Consider the following 17,284-nt stretch of genomic DNA (forward strand, 5'->3'; position numbering starts at 1 on the left):
GCCACCGGCCTGCGACCGGAACGGATACCGGTCGACCGTCCGCTGGCCGAATTCGGGCTCGGCTCCAGCGGTTTGGTGGAACTGACCGCACGATTGGCCGAAGCGATCGGCCGGGATATCGATCCGAGTCTGGTCTTCGAACACCCGACGATCACGGCCATCGGCGCGGCGCTCGGCGAGACGAGTTCGCCGGCGATCGTCGCACCATCCATGACCGGCGACGACGCGGTGGCGATCGTGGGGATGGCATGCCGACTGCCCGGCGGCGCGGACGATCCGGATGCGTTGTGGCGGTTACTTTCCGGCGAACGGGATGTGATCGGCGAGGTACCCGCGGGGCGATGGCAGCTCGACGGGCTGTACCATCCGGACCCCGAGATGGCCGGGACGGCGTACACGCTGCGCGGCGGATTCCTCGACCGGATCGACGAATTCGACGCCGCCTTCTTCGGCATCACGCCGCGGGAGGCGGCGTCGATGGATCCGCAGCAGCGGCTCCTGTTGCAGACCAGCTGGGAGGCGATCGAACGGGCCGGACGTGATCCGCGCACCCTGAACGGCACGTCGACCGGCGTATATCTGGGCTTGTACGGCAGCACCTATCTGGCCGGCGCGGAGCTGGCCCAGCTCGACGGCTATGTGGGAACCGGTTCGGCGACCAGTGTGGCGGCGGGCCGGATCGCCTATCAGCTCGGCCTGCACGGTCCGGCGGTAGCGGTCGATACGGCGTGTTCGTCGTCGCTGGTGGCCTTGCATCTGGCGGCGCAGGCCCTGCGAGCGGGCGAGTGCGATCAGGCTCTCGCGGGCGGGGCCACGGTGCTGGTCGGTCCGGAAACGCATGTGGAATTCAGTCGGCTGCGCGTGATGTCGCCGTCCGGGGTGTGCCGGCCGTTCTCCGCCGACGCCGATGGCATGGTGTGGGCCGAAGGCTGTGGCGTGGTGCTGCTCAAGCGGCTGGCCGACGCGGTGCGGGACGGTGATCCGGTGCTGGCGGTGCTGCGGGGTTCGGCCGTCAACTCCGACGGCCGCAGTCAGGGCTTGACCGCGCCGAACGGTCTTGCGCAGGAACGCGTTATCCGGGCAGCGCTGGCAGCAGCGGGGGTGAATCCGGCCGACATCGACTACGTGGAGGCGCACGGCACCGGCACGAAACTCGGCGATCCGATCGAGATGCGGGCATTGGCGCGGGTTTTCGGGCCCGGCCGTGAACCGGGGCGTGCGGTGGGCGTGGGTTCGGTGAAGTCCAATCTCGGGCACGCGCAGGCCGCGGCCGGGATCGTCGGCGTGATCAAAACCGTTCTCGCCCTGCGGCACGAGATCATTCCGGCGTCATTGCACGCCGATCGGCCGATGGCGCACGTCGACTGGGAGGCAGGCGGTGTAGTGGTGCAGAACCGCCTGGCGTGGTGGTCGCGCGGTGCGCGGCCACGACGGGCCGGGGTGAGCGCGTTCGGGATCAGCGGCACCAACGCGCACGTTGTTCTCGAGGAGGCGCCGGCTCCGGTCGCCGAGCCGGAGTTCGCGGGCACCGCGACCCTGTTTCCCGTCTCGGCCCGGGGCGACGCCGCACTCCGAGGTCAGTTCGAGCGCCTGATCGGTCTGCTGGAATCGAATCCGGACCTCGCACTACCGCCACTGGCACGGTCACTCGCTTTGCACCGCACACACTTCGAGCGCCGAACGGTGGTCGTGGCGGCCGACCGCGAAGAGTTGCTCGACGGTCTGCGGGCGGCCGCTCATGGTGAACGGACACCGGACGTAGCGGGTCCGGCCGAGGCGATGATCTCGGGCAAGGTGGCGTTCGTCTTCCCGGGGCAGGGGTCGCAGTGGCTACGGATGGGCCGCGACCTGTGGTCCGAATCCCCGGTGTTCCGAACCGAATTCATGCGCTGCGACGCCGCACTGCGCCCGCAGACCGGCTGGTCCGCCGTGGCTGTGCTACGCGGCGACGTGGACGCGCCCGCACTGCGCGACGACGATATCGTCCAGCCGATGCTGTTCGCGGTGATGGTGTCGCTGGCTGCCATGTGGCAGGCGGCCGGGGTGGTACCGGATGCCGTCATAGGCCACAGTCAAGGCGAGATCGCCGCGGCGTATGTCAGCGGCGCGCTCGGGCTGGAAGCGGCGGCCGCCGTGGTTACCCGGCGCAGCCGGGCGCTCGCGACCATCGGCGGCGGTGCGATGGCGGTGGTCGGTTTGCCTGTTGCCGCGCTGGAACCGAGGCTGGGCGCCGGAGTGTCGGTGGCCGCGGTGAACAGTCGCGCGTCCACCGTATTGACCGGCGACCGCGCGGCCGTGACGGCACTGATGGCGGAACTGGAGGAGGAGCGGGTCTTCGGCCGTCTGCTGGCCGTGAACTACGCGTCGCACAGCCCGCAAGTCGATCCGCTGCGGGAGCTGTTGGCGGCCGAGCTGGCCGGGATCGAATCCGGTCCGGCCGCGATCACCTGGTATTCCACTGTCTCGGGCGAGCCGCTGCCCGCCGAACCGCTCCCGGCGGACTACTGGTACCGCAATCTGCGCGAGCCGGTCCGTTTCGCCGACACCATCGAGCGGATGCTGGCCGAGGGCTACCGGTTCTTCGTCGAGCCGAGTCCCCATCCGAGCCTGACCACCGCCATCGAAACCACCGCTGCGGATTGCGGCCACCCGGTCGTCGCGGTCGGCACTCTGCGTCGCGACGAGAACGGCCCGCGCGCTCGCGATCGCGCGATCGCGTACCTGCATACCGGTGGACTCGGACTGGACTGGACCCGGTTGATGCCCGCGACCGGTCGCGTGGATCTGCCCACCTACGCCTGGGACCCGCAGTCGTACTGGACCGAGCCGAGGGGGGTGGGCGGGAGCAAGCTGGGACTGTCCACGATCGACCACCCCATCCTGGACGTGGCCGTGGCACAACCGGATTCCGGCGGTGTAGTGGTGACGGGCCGGTTACGCCCGACATCGGCCGGGTGGCTGCGCGACCACGTAGTCGGGGACTCGGTGCTGCTGCCCGGTGCGGCCCTGGTCGAACTGACCGTGCGAGCGGGCGAACAGGTGGGCTGCCCGGTCGTGGCCGAACTCGTGCTCCAGACCCCAATGGTGGTGCCCGACACCGGGGCGACGCAGCTGCGGGTGGTCGTCGGTGGCCCGCAACAGGGCGGCATCCGCACGGTGTCGGTGTACTCGCGCGATGCTGCGGCGACCGAGGACGGCGAGCAGAACTGGCTCCGCCATGTCTCGGGCGAGTTGTCGCCGCGCACACCGGCGCCGCCGATGCCCGAATCGGTGTCGTGGCCGCCGGCTGACGCGGTCGAGATCGATGTCGACCACTTGTACGCGGACTTCGCCGCGCGGGGTTACGAGTACGGCCCCGCGTTCCAGGGCCTGCACGCGGCGTGGCGGCGTGGCGCGGACGAGGTTTTCGCCGAGGTGACGCTGCCGGAGCCGGAGGATGCCGGACGCTACGGTCTGCACCCCGCCCTTTTCGACGCCGCACTACAGGTCATCGCGCTGGCCGGATTCGAACCCGCCGACGGCCTGGTGGCGCTGCCGTTCACCTGGTCCGGGGTGTCGATACACGCGATCGGCGCGACCGCCCTTCGGGTCCAGCTGACCAGAGTCGGCGACCGTCAGGTGCGGATCCGAATGGCCGATCCCGGGGGCGCGCTGGTGGCCTCGATCGAATCGCTGACAGTGCGGGATATCCCACTGTCGCAATTCATTTCGACCGGATCGGTGCCCCGGTCACAATTCGCGGTGGCATGGGTGCCGCTACCGTTGCCGGCCGCGAAGCCCGTCCCGTGGGTCGCGATCGACGACCAGGATCGTGCCGGAGCGGCGGGGCAGCCGGTCTTGATGGTGCGATCGGCCGCAGCGCCACACGGTGCCGAGCTGGCGGGGTCGGCTCGCGCCGCGGTCGCCTGGGCACTGGAACGGGTACAGCGCTGGCTGGCAACCGGATCCGATCAGCCGCTGCTGGTGGTCACCTGCCGGGCGGTGTCGGTCCATGGCGAGGATGTCGGCGAGCTGTGGCATGCGCCGGTCTGGGGTCTGCTGCGGTCGGCGCAGTCGGAGCACCCGGATCGGATCGTGCTGGTCGACGTCGAGCACTGGACGCAGGTCGCCGCGGTGGCCGCCGTCGCGGTTCGGACCGGCGAACCGCAATTGGCCTGGCGCGACGGTGCCGCGCTGGTACCCCGCCTGGTCAGGGACGACGGACAGCCCGCACTCGCCGTGCCCGCACCCGGCGGAGGCTGGGGCCTGGCCACGCTCGGCGCGGGCACCTTGGATGTTGACGACTTCGTGTTGCGGCCGTGGCCCGAGGCGGATCGGCCGATCGGGCCGCGGGAGGTGCGCGTCGGTGTGCGCGCCACCGGTATCAACTTCCGTGATGTGCTGATCGCGCTCGGCACCTACCCCGATCGGACGGCCGGCGTAGGCGCCGAGGGGTCGGGCGTGGTGCTCGATGTCGGCGCGGAGGTGGAGGACCTGGTTCCGGGAGACCGAGTGTTCGGTCTGTTCACCGGTGCGGGTCCGGTGGTGGTGACCGATCGCCGCACGCTGGCGCCGATTCCCGCCGGGCTGACTTTCGCGCAGGCCGCCGCGATTCCAGTGGCATACCTGACCGCGTACTACGCATTGACCGAACTCGCCGAAGTCCGTGCGGGCATGCGGATTCTGGTGCACGCCGCGACCGGCGGCGTCGGTATGGCGGCGGTGGCGCTGGCGCGGCATTTCGGGTTGGAGGTGTTCGCTACGGCCGGCCCGGGCAAGTGGGACACATTGCGGGATATGGGTTTCGCCGACGACCACCTCGGCTCGTCCCGCACGCTCGACTTCGAGGACCGGTGCCGGGCGCGGTTCGGCGCGGCCGGCGTGGATGTCGTACTCAATTCGCTCACCGGCGAGTTGCTCGACGCCTCACTGCGACTGGTCGCGCCGGGCGGTGCCTTCATCGAAATGGGCAAGGCCGACCTCCGCGACCCCGAGCGGGTGGCGGCCGAATACGCCGGAGTCCGCTATCTCGCATTCGATCTGGTGGAGGCCGGGCCGGACCAGCTGCAGCGGATGCTGTCCGAGATCGTCGCGCTCCTCGATGCGGACGCACTGCGCCCGCTGCCGATTCGCGCGTGGGATCTGCGTGAGGCACCCGCGGCGTATCGGTTCATGGCGCAGGCGCGGCACCTCGGCAAACTCGTGCTGTCGGTACCCAGGCCGCTCGATCCGGCCGGAACCGTGCTGATCACCGGTGGCACCGGAATGCTCGGTGGCCTGCTGGCCCGGCACCTGGTTACCGAATTCGGTGTCAGGCATCTGCTGCTGCTCAGCCGCCGGGGATCCGCGGACGAGGTCATCGGTGAGCTGGAAGCCCTCGGTGCCGCGGTCACCGTGACCGCGTGCGATGCGGCGGACCGCGACGCCCTGGCAGCCGTCCTGTCGGGCATCTCGCCGCGGCACCCGTTGACGGCCGTCATCCATGCCGCCGGAATTCTCGACGATGCGCTGTTCGAGTCGATGACTCAGCAGCGGCTCGACGCGGTGCTGCGACCGAAGTTGGACGCCGCGTGGCATCTACACGAGCTCACCCGCGACGCCGATCTGGCCGCGTTCGTATTGTTTTCCTCGGTGGCGGGCGTGGTCGGCGCACATGGTCAGGCGAACTACGCCGCCGCCAACGTCTTCCTGGACACGCTGGCGCAGCACCGCAGGCACCATGGTCTGCCGGCGGTCTCCATGGCATGGGGGCGGTGGGCCCGGTCCAGCGCGATGACCGGACATCTCGATGCGCAGGACAAGGCGCGGCTGAGCCGGGGTGGCCTGGTCGCGCTATCCGCAGCGGAGGGACTGCGCCTGTTCGATACGGCGTTGACGAGCACCCGCGCGGCCGTGGTACCCGCGCGGATCGACACCGCCGCCCTCGCGGCCCTGGACGATATCCCCGCACTGGTGCGCGCCCTGGTACCCGCCCGGCAAGCCGCCCGCGCCACGCGAGCGTCCGCCGGGATGCCGCCGGTCGCCCGTACCGCCGCCGAACGCGAGCAGCAGATGCTGGCGGCAATCGTCGAACATGTCAGCGCGGTACTCGGTTCCATTGGTCGGCAATCGGTTTCGGTCGATCGCTCGTTCACCGAGCTCGGGTTCGATTCGCTCAGCGCGGTGGAGTTCCGCAATCGGCTGCAACGGGCGACCGGTGTGCGGCTGCCCGTGACCGCGGTATTCGACTACCCGACACCGGCGACCCTGGCCCGCCATCTGACAGCCGAGAGCACACCGCCCGCGCCGCCGTCCGGGGGAGCGGTGGTGCGGCCGAGCGGTGATGATCCGGTGGTCATCGTCGGCAGCGGCTGCAGGTATCCCGGCGGGGCGGACTCCGCCGACGCGCTGTGGGAGGTGGTGGCGCAGGGCCGGGATGTGCTGAGCGGCTTCCCCTCCGACCGCGGCTGGAATCTGGCCGATCTGTATCATCCGGACCCCGATCACACCGGTACGACCTACGCGCGGGCCGGCGGCTTCCTCGATGGCGTGGCCGAATTCGACGCCGACTTCTTCCGCATCAGCCCGCGGGAGGCACTGGCGATGGACCCGCAGCAGCGATTGCTGCTCGAGGTGTCATGGGAAGCGCTGGAGCACACCGGAATCGACCCGACCTCCCTGCGGGGCAGCGCAACCGGCGTGTACACCGGCATCACCTACGCGGACTACGCGGCCCGCCTGCTGAACAATGTGCCGCCGGAAGCCGAGGCGTATCTGGGCGAGAGCACCACGTTCAGCCTGAGCTCCGGCCGGGTCGCCTACTTCCTGGGTTTGGTGGGCCCGGCGATGACGGTGGACACCGCGTGCTCGTCCTCACTGGTCGCGCTGCATCTCGCCACCCAAGCGCTGCGTTCCGGCGAATGCTCGATGGCATTGGCCTGCGGTGCCACCATCATGGCGTCGCCGGGGGTGTTCGTCGGATTCGCGCGCAAACGTGGGCTCGCGCCAGACGGCAGGTGCAAGGCGTTCGCGGACGCCGCCGACGGCACAGGCTTCTCCGAGGGCGTGGGTGTCGTTGTACTGGAGCGTCTTTCGGATGCCGTGCGGCTGGGTCATCCGGTGCTGGCGGTGGTCGCCGGTTCCGCGATCAACCAGGACGGGGCCAGCAATGGTCTGACCGCGCCGAACGGCCCGGCCCAACAGGGCGTCATCCGGGCGGCCCTGGCCGATGCCGGCCTGGACCCGAACGAGATCGACGTGGTGGAGGCACACGGCACCGGTACCACGCTGGGCGATCCCATCGAGGCGCAGGCGTTGCTGGCCACCTACGGGCAGGATCGCCCGGCCGACCGACCGCTGTGGCTGGGCTCGGTGAAGTCGAATATCGGCCATACCCAGGCGGCTTCGGGTCTGGCCGGTGTTCTCAAGATGGTGGAGGCGTTGCGGCGCGGCGTTCTGCCCGCGACGCTGCATGTGGACCGGCCGAGCCGGCACGTCGATTGGGATGCCGGTGCGGTGAGCCTGCTCACCGAGGCGCGGGAGTGGCCGGCCGACGGGCGTCCCCGCCGGGCCGGCGTGTCGTCCTTCGGGCTGAGTGGTACCAATGCGCACGTAATCTTGGAGCAAGCACCGCCTACGGCCACGCCCGGCCAGCTTGCGCGCTACTCCGGGGAGGAACTGTCGCGATAGGAACCGTTATGGGCGAGAGCTTTACGCCGCCGCGTCGTGGACCGAGCTGCCGCGCCGGACGGCTTGATCGACCTCTCCCGATCGACTCGATGGCCGCGGATCTTCACCTGCGAGTCCATCCCCGATAGCGCGCGACTGGAGGGGGCCGATCTGCCTGCACCCGCCAGTTCAGGCGGCGCTTCCTGTCTTCTTCATTTTTCGGCGAGCGAGGTGGGGGTAGGCCCGCAGCACCAGGCCGACGAGGATGGCTGCCGCCGGATTGCTGGGATTGATGTACTCGCGGATGGAGTCGAAACGGCCGTCCCGAATGTGGGCTACCCAGCAATACCCGTCGATGTTCAGCCGGACGCCGGCGACGATCGCCGTGCGTTCGTACTCGAGGACGACGTATTCGTCGTTTCTGAACCAGTTGAGGATGCGTACCGCCGCTTGGTCGTCGTGCGATTTGCCATCTCCCGAAACGGTGAGTGCGGCGATGACTTCCGCCGGGCCCCGCCAGGTATGACTGATGGGGACGAGGGTGAACTCGCAGTCGTCGGTCAGCAGCTCACCGAGTTGTTCGAAATCGTGGTCGCCGACGATTTCCAGGTAACGCTGGATGAACTTCTCGAGGTCGGCATCGGGCGACGTCATTCGTATTTCTCCCCATGTGGTTGGTGTCTGGATTCGTATCGATTCACGGCAGTACTCGCACCGGGACGTTGTTCCAGCCCGCGAGATTCTGCATGTTCACCCGGCGGCAGCCCGCCCAGTCGACCTCGTAGCGCGGCATGTGGTCGAGCAATCGTTGCAGCGCGATCGCGCTTTCCATGCGGGCGAGCGCAGCGCCCAGGCAGGTATGGATGCCGTAGCCGAATCCGAGATTCAGGGCCTGGGTGCGATCTCGATCGATATCGAAGACATCCGGCTCTGGCCAGGCGTCGGGATCTCGATTGGCCGCACCGATGAGCAGGAATACCGGTTTGCCCGCCGGAATTGTGACGCCGTGCAGGGTGACGTCTTGCGTGGAGCGGCGCACGTTGTACTGGGTGGGTGATTCGTAGCGGAGTACCTCTTCGACCGCGGCGGGAATCTTGCTGCGGTCGGCCTGCAATTTTGCCCACTGCTCGGGGTGCTGTGCGAACAGCACCACCATGCTGGCCACCAGCCGGGTGACGGTGACCGCGCCCGCGCCGCCGAGAACGATTGCGAATTGGGCGATCTCGGTATTGTCCAGACCGGTGAACTCGCCGTTCTCACGTTGTACCTTGGCCGACACCAAGTCGCTGATCATGTCGTTGCGGGGCCGCGCCCTACGCTCCTTGACCACCTGGTAGTAGACGACCGCCATCTGGATGGCTGCATGCAGACCGGAGTGTGAAATCTTCACCGCACCGGGCTCGCGGTGCAGGAATTCGTCCAGCCACAGTCGAATCTGCTCGCGCCGTTCGCCGGGAACACCGAGCATCGTGGTGATGACCTCGATGGGAAACAATGCCGAGAAGTCTTGGACGACATCGAATTCCACGGGGCTCGCGGCTTTGAGATGGCGGTCGATCAGGTCTGTCACCAAGGGGCGTAGTTCTTCGATCGCGCGTGGTGTGAACACCTTGTTGACCAAGCCCCGCATATGGCGGTGCTCGGGCGGATCCATGACGATGATCGACTTGTGCATCGGGGGCTCGCCCGATTGCACCGACCCGAGGTCGACGCCGTCCGCCGAAGAGTATGTGTCGAAATTCTTGTGCCCGGCCGCGACGTCGACATGCCGGCTCAGCGCGTAGAAGTCGTACTTTTCGCTGTAGTAGACCGGAGCCTCTTCGCGTAGCCGACGATAGGTTTCGTACGGTCCGTTGAAGTAGTCCTCCGAGAACGGATCGAATTCCAGTGCTCCAGGCATGCTGTCGCCTCCTCCCCTGTCTGGAACCGGTTACAAGCCGACTTCGTGCTGGTACTTCTGGGTCGCCTGGTCGATGGCCTGCTGGTGCGCCTGCGCGAGATCGTCGCGAACACGCGCCGCGCGGTCGGCGGCATCCAGGGTCGGCTGCGCTTGGCCCTGGAAGTGCGGCATCACCTCGGCGGCGAACAGTTCGGCGGACCGTTTGGTGGCCGCCGGATTCGCCCATTCGTGCCCCATCTGAAGCATGCAGCCGAACCCGCCGGACTGATCCCACAGTCGTTGCACCTGTGCCCGTGCGCGTTCCGGAGTGCCGATGACGCCGGCGCCGAGCTCGTTGATGATCGTGATCATCTCGTCGATCTCCTGCCCCGGCATGGTCAGATGCGGGAAGGCGGCCACCTTCTGGAAGTAGCGGAACCAGGACTCGATGCCGTATTTGACCTCTTCACGGGCCTGTTCGTCGGTCTCGGCGATGTGGAAGGGGCTGGCCAGTGCCCAATTCTTGCGATCAACCTGTTTGCCGAATGCCGCGGCCCGTTCTTCGGCGATACCCCAGTGATAGGTGAGGGCGTTGAAGTTCTCGATCGTCAGCGTCGAGCCTATGGAGATGAGTCCGATGCCGTGCTTGCCGGCCAGGCGTGCGCCGGTCGGTGAGGAGACCGCGGCAACCGCGAGCGGAATTCCGCCATCGGTGTAAGGCGCGAGTTGCAATTGGGCGTCGACCAGTTCATGGGTGGCGGTTTTGGCGCTGACGGTTTCCCCGGCAAGCAGCCGGACCACGATATCGAGGTTCGTCTCCAGCAGTTGGCGGGTGTCGGTTTGCGACAGTCCGATCATTCCCGCATCGGTGGGGAGCGAACCCGGGCCGAAGCCGCCGATCACCCGGCCGTGCGTCAGATGATCGAGCAGCAGTAGTCGATCGGCGACCCACAATGGATTGTGGTAAGAAAGTGAGATTACACCCGTCGCGAACCGGATCCGCTTGGCGCGTTGCGCGGCGGCGGCAATGAAGATCTCTGGTGAGCTGATTATCTCGGTACCGGCCGAGTGATGCTCGCCCAGCCACACCTCGTCATAGCCGAGTGCATCGATATGGTCGATGAACTCGAGGTCTCTTTGCAATGCGAGTGTCGGGTTTGTGCCCGCGCGATGGAACGGTGCGATGAAGTATCCGAAACGAAGCCGAGCCATACATGTCCTCCCCTTGGCGTGATGCTCGAATCCTAGCGTGCGGGCCAGTGTGCCGCTAGGTTCAGCGGCCGGTGAAGGGGCGTATGACCTCGGCATGGTACTTCTGTAGCCCCGCCACCGGGTCGCCCCAGAATAGCCCGGCGGGAACCAATATTCGGCTTACGCCGAGTTTCTGCAGGTTCTCCAGCTCTGGGAGCGCATTCCTTCCGATTTGTGTGGAAGTGACGGTTACTTCGATGTCATCCAGATCTCGGTCCGCCGCTGCCGCGGCCTTTCGCATTTCCGCCAACAATGGCTGTAGCGCCTCCACATCTCTGGACATGGGTAGGAATCCGTCTCCGTAACTCCCGGCCCGGCGGGCGGATGCCAAGGAGTTGCCACCTATATGAATCGGGATGGATCCTCGGGCGGGTGAGGGGCGCAGGATGCAGTTGTCGAAGTTGATGTATTTTCCGTGGTGACTGGCGACCGGTTGTGTCCACAATGCTCGAATCGCGGCAATGTACTCGTCGGTCCGTCCGCCCCGGTCCTCGAAGGGGATGCGCAGGGCATCGAATTCCTCCTTCATCCACCCTATTCCGACGCCGAACTCCACACGTCCGCCGCTGAGGTGGTCGAGGGTGGCGAGTTGCTTCGCCAATACCAGAGGATCCATTAGCGGAACAATAACGGCGCCGGTTGCCAGTCGAATGGTATCGGTGGCCGCCGCAATATAGGCGAGCCAGATCAGTGGATCGGGAATGGGCACGTCATCGCCGCCGGGCATCCGGCCGTTCGGCGTATACGGACATGGCGAGGCATAGTCGGCGGGGACCACGACGTGATGGCTCGCCCACAGTGATTCGAATCCGCAGTCCTCGGCCGATCTCGCGAGTGTGGTCGCGGCGGCGGGTTCACTCAGCCGACCCGTGTTTGCGAAGAGAATGCCGAATTTCATGAGTCCCCCTGCGAGATGCGTTGTACGGCAAGATCGGACGCGCCACCGCCTCGGATGTGCCGTGCCGCGGCCACCGGATCCGGAAGCGAGACCGGTGGCGTACGGAATCGTAGAGGCTGGACGGGTTGTGGAGCATCCCGGCGGGCCGAGACCTATCGGCAAGGGCGGCATCGCCTTCGCGCCACCCCCGTGTGAAGAGGGGGCGGAGTTCCGCATAGGTAGAATCCCCAAGATGGCCAGGTCGGCGCAGGATCTTGGGGGTTCTACCAGCAGATGAAGAAGGACTGACCGTTTTCGCTGGTCAGCGGGTTGTGAGCTGCTGAACTAGCCCCCAGGGCGCGTGCGCCCGAGTTGAGCGCTGGCCCGCTCGTCATCCCCGGTTGCTGATGCAATATAGGTCGCTACCGTGTCCCGCGGGTCCGAGAGCTGGAAAGTGGGGAACCGGCGACCCTGCCGACGTCTTCTCCGCCTTCCCGGGGATCATCTCGGCACATCTGCCAGGTCACGGCGGTGTGAGATGCTGGTCAGTGACGGGAAGGGGCCTATGAACACCGACTTCCAGTCCAAACTGGCAGCTCGCGTCGCACATGAGCAGAGCGCTAACCATTTGCCCAGCCTGACCGTCGCGGCAGGGGTGGACGGAGTACTGCTCGCAGCAGCGTCGGCGGGGTTCGCCGACCTGAAGAACCTCGTGCCGGCCACCATCGACAGCCGCTACCGGATTGGCTCGATCACCAAGACCTTCACCGCCGCCCTTACGGTATTGCTGTGCCGAAGGGGCACGCTCGATCTCGACGCCCCGATCGGGCGGTACCTGCCCAGAACTCCGTTCGAGCACCTGCCGCTGCGGATGCTGCTCTCACACAGCAGCGGACTGCAACGAGAAGTCCCCGTCGACATGTGGGAGAGCATGCAGGGGCCGTCGAAAAGCGAACTCCTCGATGCCTTCGGCCACGTCGAACTCATCGCCGAACCAGGACAACGATGGCACTACTCCAATCTCGGGTACGCGGTCATCGGACAGATCATCGAGCAGGTCACCGACCAGGCGTGTGAGACGGCGATCGAGCGCACCTTCCTCGAACCCCTCGACCTGACCCGCACCAGCTGGACGCCCTCAACCGATGCGGTCCTCGGATATCGTCTCGATCCGTACACCGACGGCGCCCACCGAGAGCCGGTCATGGACCAGGCGGCTGCCGGAGTCGGCGGCCAAATGTGGTCCACCTCAGCAGATCTGCTGAAATGGGGTTACGCATTGTGTGGGGGAGAGCCGACTATCGTGCCTCCTGCCGTCATCGACGCCATGCACACCTTGCAAATCATGGTCGACGCCCAGACCTGGAAGCGTGGATGGGGACTGGGGCTCATCCTCGATCGGCACGGAGATCATTTACTCGGCGGGCACACCGGGGCAATGCCAGGATTTCAGTCGGCCTTGAGCATTGATCGGCACAGCCGCACGGTGGTCGCTGCACTCACCAACGTTACCCGCGGCATATCGCTCAGCGACTTCGCCGCCGAAGTGACGCTCGATGTGATCGCTGGTCGAGCCGAGGCACCGACATCAGCGTGGCAACCCGCACCGCCGTGTCCGAAAGACGTACGAGATCTGCTCGGCATCTGGTGGTCCGAATCGGACGAGATAGTGCTCCGATGGTGCCGCGACGGCTTGCACGCTCATCTTGCGTCGGATCCCTCTGCTACTGATACGCATTTCATGGCCGAGGGCCCGGGGCGCTTCCGTGCTGCCGCAGGACGTTTGCAGGGTGAGTTGCTCGTCGTGACTCGAACCTCATCGCAAGTCGAGTTGCGTTGGGCGACGTATCCGCTCACCCGCACGCCACGATGAGGTCATGGAGCCGCTCGCGCGTGCCGTTGAGACTGACTTCGGCACGGACCGTCGTTCGGAGCTCCCGATCGACTGACCGGAAGACCACCCTGCCGACCACTTCATCCAGTCGATCCGCAGCCATGGTGTGTCCGCGCTACGGACTTGTCCGATCAGCTTGGCGTGAGCAGAGTCCGTGCGCGGTCGGGACCCAGCGACAGCAGGAGAGTCGGCAGGCGCGGGCCCGTATCACGAGAAACCAGCAGCTGATAGAGCGCTTTGAAGAAAGTTCGCTGCTGCTTCTTCAATTCCGGCGTCGGTTCGGCATCCGCAGGCAATCCAACCATCAACTTCGGTACCGCGTACACCATGGTGGTGAGATCGGGCAGCGTCCAATTCGCGCCCATCTGGTCGACCAGCAGCGCGACGCCGGCACGAGTGGCAGCGTCGAGCCCGCTCCACACGTCGGCATTGAATTGCGTGCGGACGATGGTTCGGTCGGCTTCGGGTAAGGACTCGGTGTATCGGATCGCGTTGCTCAGCCGTGGCTCCAGCTCGGCCAGCAGTGCATCGTCAGTCTCGGGCAGGTCTTGATCGGTGCCTTCGGCAGTGAGTTGTTCGCGCAGCAGTCGTGCGATCTGAGCGGCATTCCCGGCGGTGATATCGACGAGGGCGGACAACTGCCGGAACGACACCGGGCGAGTTGACTGTTCGACCGCACCTGTGTGGGTCCGTACACACAGCTCGTGCAGATGCGCCTCCACCGGAGATGCCTGTCCCGCAGCAACTTTTGCGCAGTAGCGGTCCCACTCGTCGTAGAGTCGGACGATCGCTGAAGGGGACAAGTCGATGGTGAATCCGTTGGAAGGCAGGCGGCGCGCGTACAGCCATCGCACCATCGGCGGTTCGAGAATCTCCAGGATCGTGTCGGGCGTAGCCGCACCTCCCGCGCTGCTCGACAGCTTGCCGCCGCCTCCGGCGGGCCGAACGAACGCGTACACCGCCGTCGACGGTGCCTCCGCGCCGTAGAGCGCCCGAATGATGACTCGACCGGACGCGAACGAGCTGGTCGGAGCATGGTGGTCCTCGCCCGCAGGCTCGAACTGAACACCTTCGAACGCCCAGCGCATCGGCCAGTCCACCTTCCAGACCAGCTTCCCGGAAGGGTGACTACCGTCGGCGAGGCTCTGGCCGCCGCCGTGCCCGCACCGGCAGGTGTATGTGATCGTGGTGCTGTCCCAGCCAGTCACGTCCGTCGAATCTTTGCCGCACACTTCGCAATACGGCTTGTACGGGTAGTAGGCGGCGCGCCGCTCCTCAGCAGGAGTCTCATGGCGGCCTTCGGTCTGGAAAGACTCCAGAATATCGAAGATGTCGGCTCGCCGATCCAGCGCTGCGCGAATCTGCGAGTTGTAGGTCCCGGCTGGGTACGCGGCGGACTGCCGAACCTCCCGCATCCGGACACCCAGGCGTTCCAGTGCATCGGTGAACCGCGTCATATGTTGTACCGCGTACGACTCGAACACTCCAGCCGGATCAGGGACCGCGGCCAGGGGCTTACCGACGTACTCGGCCCATTGCTTCGGCACTCCGGCCGGCACCTTCCGGAACCGGTCGTAGTCGTCCCACGAGTGGTGGTGAATCGCGTCGAGGCCCCTGGTGAGGAGCTCCTCGGCAACCAGGTGCGCGGTCATCACCTCTCGCAGGTTGCCGAGGTGGATGTCGCCGGAGGGACTGATTCCGGACGCGCACACCAGCTTGCTCGCGCCGGTCCGTTTCGCGTGTTCGATCACGGCATCGGCGGTACGGGCGATCCACGACGCCTCACTGGTGGCGTCGCGAGTGTCTGAGGTAGCGGGGCTGGAACGCACCGGTACACGTTACCAGCGGTGACCAGCCGATATTCGTCGGCATCCTGCCCGATGCGTCAGTCACCGCCTTCGGCGAACCAATGGGTCACGATCCTGGTGTGCACTGCGGTGACATGGGGGACCGTGGCGGGTTGCTTCCGAGTCCGCGCACGTATAGCCCTGGAGTATCACGGTGAATGTGGTTGGTGCGCACTCGGTCTCGACGGCCTTCCGCCTGCCATCGGTCGTCGCGCAGACAACGGTCGATGGCGGGCGGTTCGGCCGCGGATGCTCTACTTGCTCGGCGCGGCCGCTTGCGCGGGATCCTTGCAGTAGGCGGTATCGGGCGGGCAGGGTGCGAGGATCGTGGAGAAGTACTGGATCGCGGAGAAGAGTGTGACGGGCCCGCCGGCGATGACGAGTCCGGCCATTGTTCCGACGCCACCGAGGGTGGCGGCGCCCAGGACACAGCCCGCGATGGTGGCGCCGACGAAGGGGACGAGCAGTGCCATGACGGGACTGGTGAGCACGGCACCGGCGGCCGCGCCGACCAGACACCCGACGCCCGCGCCGAGTGCAGCGCCCAGGACCGCGCTGACGGCGGCTCCGATGGCTGCGCGCTGAGCGAACACACCGAGGGCTTGGGCGTCGCGGGGAGTGAAGGATTCGGCGACCTGGGTCGCGGCCTGATCGGTGGTGATGGTCTGGCTGCTGGCGACGGCCTGTGCGGCCGGCACAGGTTGTCCGGCGGTCTTGTTGGGCGTGAGTGTTGCTGTGCTGCCGTCGATTCGGGCGTCGATCGGGTAGGCGATGTTGTCGATGCGGTAGGTGAGTGGGATCGCGGCGATCGGCCGGTCGGCGGGGCCGGTGAGGACGAGTTGGTCTCCGGCGAGTTTCAGGCCGCCGCTGCTGATGCTCAGCAGCGCGGCATCACCCTGGCGGGTGACTTGGTAGTGGACCTCGGTGTTGTCGTCGGCGGGTTGCGGGGTGGCGTTGGCGGTTGCGGCGGTCAGCGCGAGGGTGGTCGCGGCGAGCACGGTGGTGGTGGTTTTCCTCATCGGTTGTTTCCTCGGTCTATCGGTGTACTTCGGTGGTGGAATGTGTTGTGGTCGAGATCAGTTCGGTCAGCAGTGCGGTGGCGTCCCGATTCAGGTGCGCGCCCTCGGGTGGACGCGGGACCACGTGGGGCGTGGGAACCGCCGAGTTGGTGCAGCCAGTGCGCGAAGGTCAGATCACGGCCCCGCCGTTCGGGCTGATTACCTGCCCGGTGAGATAGTGGTTCTCGCTCGCGAGATAGACGGCCAGCGAGGCGTATTCCTCGGGAGTGCCCAGTCTTCCGAGGGGGATCAGCTGGTAAAGGCTGTTCTTCTGTTCGGCGGTGGCGGTGGCGAGGTAGGTCTGGAACGGCGGAGTGGCGACGCCGCCGCAGGCGATCGCGTTGACCAGGACACCGGCTCCGGCGACATCGAGTGCAACGGTTTTGGTGAGGTTGGCGACCGCGGCCTTGGCGGCAGAGTAGCCGGGGCTGTGCGCGCTCGCCGCCGAGATTCCGGCGATGGAGCTGATATTGATGATCCGGCCGTAGCGCTGCGGCTGCATGTGGCGCAGCGCGGCGCGGGTGCACCAGAACACGCCGTGCACGTTGACGTCCCACCATTTCAGCCAGTCCTCATCGGTGAGACTGGTTGTGATACCCAGGCTTTGGCGCTCGATCGGGGTGGTCATGTGGGCGTAATGGCGGTTGCGGCGCGCCTCGTCGGCCGGTGCGGTCGGCACCAGGGCGGCATTGTTGACCAGGATGTGGATGCCGCCGAACCGGTCGGCGGCCTCGTCGATCATCCGGTCGACGGCGGCTCGGTCGGAGACGTCGACCTGAGCCGGTAGGCACCGACGGCCCAGCGTGTGGATTTCATCGGTGACGGTCGCGAGCGTGTCGGGCCGGATGTCGC

General features: G+C 66.7%; 8 protein-coding genes and 2 pseudogenes. 3 read left to right on the plus strand and 7 right to left on the minus strand.

Annotated features, from left to right (window positions below; translation table 11 throughout):
• Window positions 1–9 precede the first annotated feature (9 nt).
• Window positions 10–5,175 (plus strand): annotated as a pseudogene (locus ACFV4K_RS26980) (beta-ketoacyl synthase N-terminal-like domain-containing protein); the annotation flags it as partial.
• A pseudogene (locus ACFV4K_RS26985) lies at window positions 5,152–7,605 on the plus strand (type I polyketide synthase); the annotation flags it as partial. The pseudogenes ACFV4K_RS26980 and ACFV4K_RS26985, both read left to right, overlap by 24 nt.
• A 210-nt stretch (window positions 7,606–7,815) precedes the next feature.
• On the opposite strand, the gene ACFV4K_RS26990 reads toward ACFV4K_RS26985, so the two are convergent.
• From ACFV4K_RS26990 to ACFV4K_RS27005, 4 genes are all read right to left on the minus strand, one after another.
• The gene (locus ACFV4K_RS26990) at window positions 7,816–8,280 is read right to left on the minus strand and encodes a nuclear transport factor 2 family protein (protein ID WP_379278654.1); all 465 of its coding nucleotides are present in this window, start codon (window positions 8,278–8,280) and stop codon (window positions 7,816–7,818) included.
• A 43-nt stretch (window positions 8,281–8,323) separates the two neighbouring features.
• The gene (locus tag ACFV4K_RS26995) at window positions 8,324–9,526 is read right to left on the minus strand and encodes a cytochrome P450 (RefSeq protein WP_379278656.1); all 1,203 of its coding nucleotides are present in this window, start codon (window positions 9,524–9,526) and stop codon (window positions 8,324–8,326) included.
• A gap of 30 nt (window positions 9,527–9,556) precedes the next feature.
• Window positions 9,557–10,717 carry an LLM class flavin-dependent oxidoreductase gene (locus tag ACFV4K_RS27000; protein WP_379278658.1) on the minus strand — a complete coding sequence of 387 codons (1,161 nt, stop codon included), beginning with the start codon at window positions 10,715–10,717 and terminating at the stop codon, window positions 9,557–9,559.
• A gap of 61 nt (window positions 10,718–10,778) precedes the next feature.
• On the minus strand, window positions 10,779–11,654 hold the full coding sequence (locus tag ACFV4K_RS27005) for an LLM class F420-dependent oxidoreductase (protein WP_379278660.1): 876 nt from the start codon (window positions 11,652–11,654) through the stop codon (window positions 10,779–10,781).
• A 544-nt stretch (window positions 11,655–12,198) separates the two neighbouring features.
• Between ACFV4K_RS27005 and ACFV4K_RS27010 the strand changes: the two genes are divergently transcribed.
• Window positions 12,199–13,506 (plus strand): serine hydrolase domain-containing protein, encoded by a 1,308-nt coding sequence (locus tag ACFV4K_RS27010; protein ID WP_379278662.1) that lies wholly within the window; start codon window positions 12,199–12,201, stop codon window positions 13,504–13,506.
• A 152-nt stretch (window positions 13,507–13,658) separates the two neighbouring features.
• Here the strand turns inward: ACFV4K_RS27010 and lysS are convergent, their stop codons facing one another.
• The 3 genes from lysS to ACFV4K_RS27025 form a co-directional block, all read right to left on the minus strand.
• Window positions 13,659–15,356, minus strand: coding sequence for a lysine--tRNA ligase (gene lysS, locus ACFV4K_RS27015; protein WP_379278663.1), 1,698 nt, complete (start codon window positions 15,354–15,356; stop codon window positions 13,659–13,661).
• 272 nt (window positions 15,357–15,628) lie between these two features.
• Complete coding sequence (locus ACFV4K_RS27020; RefSeq protein WP_379278665.1) at window positions 15,629–16,393, minus strand: hypothetical protein; 765 nt, start codon at window positions 16,391–16,393, stop codon at window positions 15,629–15,631.
• A gap of 169 nt (window positions 16,394–16,562) precedes the next feature.
• On the minus strand, window positions 16,563–17,284 hold a 722-nt coding region (locus ACFV4K_RS27025), incomplete at its 5' end, for an SDR family NAD(P)-dependent oxidoreductase (RefSeq protein ID WP_379278667.1).

The organism is Nocardia sp. NPDC059764 (genome assembly GCF_042732555.1).
In the GTDB taxonomy this organism is placed as follows: domain Bacteria; phylum Actinomycetota; class Actinomycetes; order Mycobacteriales; family Mycobacteriaceae; genus Nocardia.